Annotated in this window: 9 protein-coding genes; 3 read left to right on the top strand and 6 right to left on the bottom strand. The window is 70.1% G+C overall.

Features of this window, described 5'->3' with window-relative positions:
- Nucleotides 1–12: 12 nt before the first annotated feature.
- From holA to VHK87_RS15470, 4 genes are read right to left on the bottom strand one after another with little or no spacing between them, the layout of a single operon-like run.
- Nucleotides 13–1,059 (bottom strand): DNA polymerase III subunit delta, encoded by a 1,047-nt coding sequence (holA, locus tag VHK87_RS15455; RefSeq protein WP_329635784.1) that lies wholly within the window; start codon nucleotides 1,057–1,059, stop codon nucleotides 13–15.
- A 7-nt stretch (nucleotides 1,060–1,066) separates the two neighbouring features.
- Nucleotides 1,067–1,558, bottom strand: coding sequence for an LPS assembly lipoprotein LptE (gene lptE / locus VHK87_RS15460; protein ID WP_329635785.1), 492 nt, complete (start codon nucleotides 1,556–1,558; stop codon nucleotides 1,067–1,069).
- A gap of 3 nt (nucleotides 1,559–1,561) precedes the next feature.
- Complete coding sequence (leuS, locus tag VHK87_RS15465; protein WP_329635786.1) at nucleotides 1,562–4,144, bottom strand: leucine--tRNA ligase; 2,583 nt, start codon at nucleotides 4,142–4,144, stop codon at nucleotides 1,562–1,564.
- A 12-nt stretch (nucleotides 4,145–4,156) separates the two neighbouring features.
- Nucleotides 4,157–4,624 carry a DUF3576 domain-containing protein gene (locus VHK87_RS15470; protein WP_329635787.1) on the bottom strand — a complete coding sequence of 156 codons (468 nt, stop codon included), beginning with the start codon at nucleotides 4,622–4,624 and terminating at the stop codon, nucleotides 4,157–4,159.
- A gap of 260 nt (nucleotides 4,625–4,884) precedes the next feature.
- On the opposite strand from VHK87_RS15470, the gene VHK87_RS15475 reads away from it, so the two are divergent.
- Nucleotides 4,885–5,277, top strand: a complete 393-nt coding sequence (locus VHK87_RS15475) for an NtrZ family periplasmic regulatory protein (protein ID WP_329635788.1) — start codon at nucleotides 4,885–4,887, stop codon at nucleotides 5,275–5,277.
- A gap of 136 nt (nucleotides 5,278–5,413) precedes the next feature.
- Here the strand turns inward: VHK87_RS15475 and VHK87_RS15480 are convergent, their stop codons facing one another.
- Nucleotides 5,414–6,043: a thiamine phosphate synthase gene (locus tag VHK87_RS15480; RefSeq protein WP_329635789.1), complete on the bottom strand. Its 630-nt coding sequence runs from the start codon at nucleotides 6,041–6,043 to the stop codon at nucleotides 5,414–5,416.
- Here VHK87_RS15480 and VHK87_RS15485 point away from each other — a divergent pair.
- Entirely contained in the window at nucleotides 6,021–6,698 is a 678-nt protein-coding gene (locus tag VHK87_RS15485) for a YggS family pyridoxal phosphate-dependent enzyme (protein WP_329635790.1), read from the top strand. The genes VHK87_RS15480 and VHK87_RS15485 overlap by 23 nt on opposite strands.
- Before the next feature lie 61 nt (nucleotides 6,699–6,759).
- The gene (locus VHK87_RS15490; RefSeq protein WP_329635791.1) at nucleotides 6,760–7,443 is read left to right on the top strand and encodes a response regulator transcription factor; all 684 of its coding nucleotides are present in this window, start codon (nucleotides 6,760–6,762) and stop codon (nucleotides 7,441–7,443) included.
- Between the two features lie 34 nt (nucleotides 7,444–7,477).
- Here the strand turns inward: VHK87_RS15490 and VHK87_RS15495 are convergent, their stop codons facing one another.
- Nucleotides 7,478–8,284 carry an exodeoxyribonuclease III gene (locus tag VHK87_RS15495; protein ID WP_329635792.1) on the bottom strand — a complete coding sequence of 269 codons (807 nt, stop codon included), beginning with the start codon at nucleotides 8,282–8,284 and terminating at the stop codon, nucleotides 7,478–7,480.
- Between the last annotated feature and the right edge of the window lie 53 nt (nucleotides 8,285–8,337).

The raw sequence follows: 8,337 nt of genomic DNA on the forward strand, positions 1-8,337 counted from the left end.
GGGGAAGGTCAGTTACAACCCTAACCGCCGCGCCCGGCTGGCGATGGTCAGCGCCAGGCGCTCTGCGATCAGATGGTCGGGGGCGCCGGCGCTCTTGCAGGCGCGGTCGGCGGACAGCACCTCGGGCTGGATCCGCTCCAACTCCGGCAGCGACCAGGCTCTCGCCTGACGCAGGAACTCTCGCTCCTGCTTCCAGAACACGCCGGACGCCTTGGCCGCCTCCTGCACGCCGGCCCCGCTCTGCACCAGCGTGAGGGTGCGCCGCAGTTTCCCCAGGTGCATGCCGATCGCCCGCACGGCGGCCGGACCGGCCTCACCCTCCTGCGCGGCCCGGCGGAGACCGGCCTGCGCCTCGGCGAGGCGGCCGCCGAAGGCGTCGGAGGCCGCATCGAACAGCGAAGCCTCGGGCTCCACGCCCAGGAACGCCTCGAGGTCTTCCGGCGTGGCCGTCCGGCCGCTGCCGGGCCCCAGGAACAGGGCCAGCCGCTCGATCTCCTGGCGGGCGACGCCGCGCTCCCGCGGCAGACGGGCGACGAACATCGCCAGGGCGTCGTTGTTGAGGCTGACGTTGTCCTTGGCCAGCGCCTCGCGCACAAGGCGCGCCACGTCGCCCGGCTCGTCCTCGTAGCAGGGGATGGCGACGGCTCCGGCCGCCTTCTCCGCCGCCGACCGCAGCGCCGAGCGCTTGCCCAGGTTCCCGGCCTCGATGAGGAAGAAGGCGTCGGGGTTCAGGCGGCCCTCAGCGTGGGCCGTCAGCGCTTCGGCGACCTGCTTCTCGAACTTCTCCGCCGTGAGCCGTAGCCGCACCAGCCGCCGGCCGCCCATCATGGACTGGGCCGAGAGCTCGCCTTCCAGCGACGCGCCGCCGCTGTCGAGGTCGGCGTCGGTCATCAGGGCGACGTCGAAGGGGTCGTCCGGACGGGCGGTGGCCGCAGCGGCGAGTTGGGCTCCGCGCTCGCGCACCACGCCGGCGTCCGGGCCGTAGATGAGCGCGCAGCGGACAGCCTTGTCCGGGGCCTTCAGGAAGCGCTCGATGTCCGGGCGGCGCTTCAGTTCCATGGAAGACTCAGCCCCGCTGCTGGGCGAACCAGGCGGCGAGCTCCAGCTGGATCCGGCGGGCCGCTTCCTGGGCGGCGCGGTCCTGAGCGTCCTGCTGGGCCGCGATGGAGGCGTAGGGCTGGTCCGCGGAGTCGTAGGTCAACGTCACCCGGGCCCGGCCGTTCTTCACCGGCGCCATGGAGGGCAGGGCCCGCAGGGTGTAGTCCGCTGTCAACACGTATTCGTACCGGGTCGCAACGTTATCCACGCGCAGGCCGCGGGGATAGCGCACCTCGTGCAGGGCCAGGTCCATGCGGTAGGCCTTGGCCTCGCCCGGCCGGCTGGCCAGCGCGTCGTCCAGGTGCTCGCGGATCAGATGGCCAGTGCGGCCCTCAGGGGCGATCACGTCGACCGCCGAAAGGCCGCCGGTGACCCCGGCCTGCCCGTAAAGTGGCTGGAACCCGCAACCGGAGAGCGCCAAGGCGCACGCGGCTATGGCGAAGGCGGCGAGCCGGGCCATCGGTCAGGCCGCCACGATGTTGACGATGCGATCCTTCACCACGATCACCTTGCGAATGGTCAAGCCCTCAAGGCGCCGCGTGATCTCCGGATCGTCAAGCACGATCTTCTCCACGTCGGCAGGCTCGGCGCCGGCCGGTGCGCGGACCTCGCCTCGGCGCTTGCCGTTCACCTGCACCGGCAGGACCTTGACGGCGTCCTGGGCCAGCGCCGGGTCGAACTCCGGCCACGGGGCGTTGGCCACCAGCCCCTCACCGCCGATCCGTGTCCAGCACTCCTCCGCCAGGTGGGGCGTGAAGGGCGCCATCAGCCGGGCGAAGGCGGACAGCGCCTCCTGACGGGACCCCAGCACAGCGGGGTTCGCCCCGGCCGCCGGATATTCCTTCAGCTTGTTCAGGAATTCGTACAGCCGGGCGATGCCGCTGTTGAAGCGGAAGCTCTCCACCGCCTCCGTCACGGCCTTGACCGTGCGGTGGGTGAAGACGCGCAGCTCGTCGGCCGCAGGATCGGACCCGCCGTCCCCCTCGCCGGACGCCGGCTGGCTGTCGAACTCCGCCCAGACGCGGTTGACGAAGCGCCAAGCGCCCTCGACCCCGCTGGTCGACCAATGGGCGTCCCGCTCGGGCGGGGAGTCGGACAGCACGAACAGCCGCGCGGCGTCGACGCCGTAGACGTCGAAGATCTCCTCCGGCGCGACGGTGTTGCGCTTGGATTTGCTCATCTTCTCGACGTCGCCGATGACCACCGGCTCGCCGGTCGAGATCAGTCGGGCCCGCCGGGTCTTGCCCTCAGTGGTGATCTCCACCTCGCGCGGCTCGACCCACTCGCCGCTCTGACGCCGGTAGCTCTCGTGGGTCACCATGCCCTGGGTGAACAGGCCGGCGAACGGCTCGCGAACCGACAGCTGGCCTTGGTCGGCCAGGGCCTTGGTGACGAAGCGGGCGTAGAGCAGGTGCAGCACCGCGTGCTCGATGCCGCCGATGTACTGGTCGACCGGCAGCCAGTAGTCGACCGCTTCCTTGGAGATCGCCTCGTCGGCGCCGGTATCGGCGAAGCGCGCGAAGTACCAGCTGGAGTCCACGAAGGTGTCCAGGGTGTCGGTCTCGCGCTCCGCCGGGCCGCCGCAATCGGGGCAGGTGGTGTGCTTCCAGGTCGGGTGGCGGGCCAGGGCGTTTCCGGGCTTGCCGAAATCCAGGTCGTCCGGCAGGGCGACCGGCAGGGCGCTCTTGGGCAGGGCCACCACGCCGCACTTTGCGCAGTGCACCACTGGCACCGGGCAGCCCCAGCCGCGCTGGCGGGCGACGCCCCAGTCGCGCAACCGGTAGACGGTCGTCCCCTCGCCCCGGCCCATGGCCTCGATGCGGGCGATCGCCTCGGCCTTGGCGGCCTCCACGTCCTTGCCGTCCAGGAATGCCGAATTGAAGATGGTCCCGGGGCCGGTGTAGGCCTCGTCGCCCACGTCAAAGGCGCCGGGGTCCTCGCCAGGCGGCAGCACGACGGGCTTCACCGGCAGGCGGTACTTGCGGGCGAAGTCCAGGTCGCGCTGGTCGTGGGCCGGGCAAGCGAAGATCGCGCCGGCGCCGTAGTCCATCAGGATGAAGTTGGCGATCCAGACCGGCAGCTCCCAGGCCGGATCGAACGGGTGCTTCACCTTCAGGCCGGTGTCCCAGCCGACCTTCTCGGCGGTCTCGATCTCGGCCTCGCTGGTGCCGCCCTTGCGGCATTCGGCGATGAAGGCGGCGACCTTAGGGTCGGCCTGCGCCAATTGCTCAGCCAACGGGTGATCCGGCGCGACGCCCACGAAGCTGGCCCCGAAGAGGGTGTCGGGCCGGGTGGTGTAGACTTCCAGGCCGCCATCGAATCCGGCCGGCGGCGCCCCGGCGAACTCGAACGAGAACTTCAGCCCCTTGGAGCGGCCGATCCAGTTCTCCTGCATGGTCCGGACCTTGTCCGGCCAGCGGTCCAGGGTCTTCAGCGCGTCGACCAGCTCGTCGGCGTAGTCGGTGATGCGCAGGAACCACTGGTTCAGCTTGCGCTTCTCTACAATCGCGCCGGAGCGCCAGCCGCGGCCGTCCTCGACCTGCTCATTGGCCAGCACCGTCTGGTCGACCGGGTCCCAGTTGACGACGCTTTCCTTGCGGTAGACGAGGCCGGCCTTGAACAGGTCCAGGAACCAGGCCTGCTGCTTGCCGTAGTACTCGACGTCGCAGGTCGCGAACTCGCGCGACCAGTCGATGGCCAGCCCCAGCTCCTTCAGCTCGGCCCGCATCCGGTCGATGTTCTCGTAGGTCCAGGCCTTGGGGTCGACGCCGCGCTCCATGGCGGCGTTCTCGGCCGGCAGGCCAAAGGCGTCCCAGCCCATGGGGTGCAGCACCGCAAACCCCCGCGCACGCTTGTAGCGGGCGATCACGTCGCCCAGCGAATAGTTGCGCACGTGGCCCATGTGGAGCCGCCCCGACGGATAGGGGAACATCTCCAGCACGTAGTACTTGGGCTTGCCGGGCTCGGCCGTCGCGCGGAAGACGTCGGCGTCAGCCCACGCCGCGCGCCACTTGGGCTCGACTTCTTTCGGATTGTAGCGGGCCATGGCCAGGCGCCTTTAGCCGCGGATGTTCGAGAGACGCAGCTGGCGGGCTTTGGTGAGGATGGCGTTCTCGAGATCGGTCTCGGTCTGGGCCGCCGCCGGAGCGTCCACCCAGTTCCCGGAGGCGTCGCGCACCTGCTTGAAGACCGACACGTTCAGACCGTCGGCGCGCAGCCGGGCGTCCAGGATGTAGACGGTGGCCTTGAACCGCTCGTTCGGCGTCTCGGGGTTGACGTACCAGTCGGTGATCACCGTCCCACCATAGGGGTCGGCCGAGACCAGCGGCATGAACGACAACGTCGCCAGCGTGGCGCTCCACAGGTAGGAGTTGACCCCGATGGTGGCGTTGGCGTCGTCGCGGGCCGGCACGTCGTCGCGGCCCATGACCTTGCGAGCCGTGCCGCAGCCGCCCAGCGCGACGAGGCTGAGGGCCAGCGATCCGACGATGGCGGCCTTCGTCCAGTCTCCGCGCTCGAAACGCATATCAGGCAAGCTCCTAGTCAATGGCGTCTGCGCGCCGCCCTTAAGCGCCGCGTCGCCCCCGCAGAGCGCCTCTATAACAACGCCCGCAGAGGCGCCAAACAGGAATCGCGTGGCCTTCTCGCCACAGGGCGGCCACGATCGGTCGGCATGGGTCCGGCCATGGACGAGTCGCGGTTGACCTGGGTGCAGGCGGCCCCTTTATTCACATCCAAGCGGCGCGGCCTTATCGGTCACGTCTCGGGGCAAGGGGGCCCATACCGGTGAAGTCTACGGTTCGCGTCCTGGGTTCGTTGATCGGTGCGGCGGCGCTCGCCGCGACCGCGTCTGCGGCCCAGGCGCAGACCGCCAAGCCCAAGGGCATGGACTTCTCCGTCCGCAACGAGGCCACGGCCCTTACTCCGCAAGGTACGGCCAAGTCGCTGAAACTTGACACCCGCAAGGGCCGGTGGGGCGTCACTCTCAACTTCGACCAGCCGCAGAGCCGGGACGCCACCGCCAACGACGTCCAGGCCGGCGCCTACTTCCGCATCACCCCGAAGCTGCGCATCGGCGGCGCCGTCGCGCTCGGCGAGACCGAACAGCCCGCCTACCGCAAGACCGAGCCCGTCGAGGGCCGTCCGCGCGTCCGCCTCGAGACCGCGTTCAAGTTCTAAAGCCGCCTTCAGGCCGACACCTCCACATTCCGTCATCGTCGGGTTTGTCCCGGCGACCGAGGCCCGTTGCTGTTGAGGCTGGCTCATCAGGATGGGTGGCCAGCATGAAGCCGGCCATGACGTAAAGGGGCGCGCGTCAGGCGAGCGCCTCGACGGCTGCGGCGCCCACGACGCCCGTGTTCAGCAATCGCCCAGCGGTCTTCGCCGACACCCCGCCCAGCGCATACGCCGGCCGCGCGCCCTCTCGAACCCAGGCGCTCAACCGCATCGCGCCGAGCGGCCGGCCCGCCGACGGACTACGGCTCGGGAAGGCCGGCGAGATCACCACCGCGTGGGCGCCGGCGGCGATCGCTCGGCGGGCGGCGGGCAAGGAGTGGGCGGCCGCTGTGACGATCCAGAGCGGCTGAGCTCGCCGGATCACGCCGGCCCGGTGCGCGAGGCGCTCGGGCAGATGGACGCCGGCCGCGCCGATCCGCCGGGCGAGCGTTGGATCCGCGCCGGCCAGCAGGATGAGGCCCCTCCGCCGGGCGATCGCCGCGAGTCTGCGGCCCAGGGCGTCCGCGTCCGGCGCGCCGAACGGGCGGAAGACGATCCCCGCCCGGCGCGGCAGGCGCTCAGCGATCCGCTCCGGATCGGGCGTCCGCTGCGGATCGGTGAAGAACAGCAAGTGGGGCAGGGGCTTTGAAAGCCGCGAGCGGCGGCTTAAGCAGCGGGCCGTCCGCTCCAGGGTCCAGAAGCCGCCGATGAGCCCCTCCTTCGATCCCACCGCCGCCCGGGCAGACGTGTTGGCGAAGATCGCCCGCGCCGCGAAGGCCGCCGGCCGCGCCCCGGGGGATGTGACCCTCGTCGCCGTCTCCAAGCAACAGCCTTGGGAGCGGATAGGGCCGATCCTCGCCGCCGGCCAGACCGTCTTCGGCGAGAACCGGGTGCAGGAGGCGATGGCCCGCTGGACAGGCAAGGCGCAGGGGCTGGAACTGCGGCTGATCGGCCCCCTACAGAGCAACAAGGCCAGGGAGGCCGTCGCCTTCTTCGACGTCATCGAGACGCTGGACCGGGAGAAGCTCGCCCGGACGCTGGCCGAGGAGATGGCCCGCCAGGGCCGCACGCCCCGGCTCTATGTGCAGGTGAACACTGGGGATGAGCCGCAGAAGGCCGGCGTCGCGCCGGCCGCGGCCGACGCCTTCATCGCAGACTGCCGGAAGGCCTACGGCTTCTCCATTGAGGGATTGATGTGCATCCCGCCGGCCGATGAGCCGCCGGGGCCGCACTTCGCGCTGCTGGCCAAGATCGCCGCCCGCAATGGCGTCGCCGGCTTGTCGATGGGCATGAGCGACGACTTCGAGACGGCGGTCCGGTTCGGCGCGACCAGCGTGCGGGTGGGCTCGGCGCTGTTCGGCCAAAGGGCGCCGGCGCAGGCCTGACGCGCCCGTTCAAGGTTGTATGGGGTTGGCCCCGCGGCCCGGAACGGTGCATGTTCGCCCCATGGCCCAACGCAAGACCCTGCTCATCGTCGACGACGACGACGACCTGCGCGGCGCGCTCGCCGAACAACTGGAAACCGAGGACCTCTCGGCCTTGCAGGCCCCGACCGCCAAAGAGGGCGTCCGGATGGCCCAGGAGCAGCGCCCCGACCTCGTCCTGCTGGACGTCGACCTGCCCGACATGAACGGCCGCGAGGTCTGCCGCGAGCTGCGCAAGAGCGGCATCGGCGCCCCGATCATCATGCTCACCGCCGCCGACAGCGACAGCGACACCATCGACGGCCTTGAGGCCGGGGCCAACGACTACGTCACCAAGCCCTTCAAGTTTGCAGTGCTGATGGCCCGCATCCGGGTGCAGCTGCGCAACGCCGAGCAGTCCGAAGCCGCCGTCTTCCGCCTGGGCCCCTACGAGTTCCGCCCCTCGGGCAAGATGCTGGTGGACGATTCCGGCAAGAAGATCCGGCTGACGGAGAAGGAGACGAACATCCTGAAGTATCTCTACCGGGCCGGCGAGAAGCCGGTGCCGCGTGAGGAGCTTCTGGCCGAGGTCTGGGGCTACAACGCCGGCGTCACCACCCATACCCTCGAGACCCACGTCTACCGGCTGCGTCAGAAGATCGAGCCGGACCCGGGCAACGCCCGGCTGCTGGTGACCGAGGCGGGGGGTTACCGGCTGGCGCCGTAGGTCCCCGCCTCCGCGGGGTGAGCGGGTCAGAAGATTACAGCACCAGATCCGCGCTGACAGGGGCGTGGTCCGACGGCTTCACCCACTCGCGGCAGTCGTCGTGGACGCGGGCCGAGGCGCAGCCAAGGCGGAAGGCCGCGTCCTTCAGGCCAGGCGAGATCAGGATGTGGTCAAGGCGCAGGCCGCGGTTGGACATGCGGAAGTCCAGCGCCCGGTAGCTCCACCAGCTGAACAGCTTGCTCGGCTCGGGAATGGCTTCGCGGGGCAGGTCGATGAAGCCGAGGGAAGCCTTCAGCGCAGCCATCGCCGCGACCTCGACCGGCGTGTGGCTGACGATCTTCGACATGTACTTGTGGTTCCAAACATCGTGCTCGCCGGGCGCGACGTTGAGGTCGCCGGTGACGACTAGCGGATCCTTGGGATCGCGCCGGGCCATCTCGGCCGTCAGCTTCTCGTAGAAGTCCAGCTTGTGGTCGAACTTGGGGTTCTCCACCCGGTCGGGGGTGTCGCCGCCGGCCGGAATGTAGAAGTTCTGAATCTCGACGCCGGCCACCCTGGCGGAGACGCAGCGCGCGTGGCCCTCGCGGCAGATGCCCAGCGCGGGCGCGTCTTCGATCGGCAGGCGCGAGGCGATGGCCACCCCGTGCCAGCCCTTCTGGCCGGCGACCTTCAGGTAGGGCAGCCCCATGTCGACAAAGGCCGCGGTCGGGAACTCGCCCTCGCGGCACTTGATCTCCTGCAGGCACAACACGTCGGGCGCCTGCTCGGCCACAAAGCGGGCGACCTGGTCGATACGCACGCGGACGGAGTTGATGTTCCAGGTGGCGATACGGAGGCGCATGGCGGCTATCTAAGCGCCGCCGCGATCTCGCGCCATGCGGCCGATGAGGACCC

The sequence above is a fragment of the Phenylobacterium sp. genome (assembly GCF_036263695.1).
GTDB lineage: Bacteria > Pseudomonadota > Alphaproteobacteria > Caulobacterales > Caulobacteraceae > Phenylobacterium.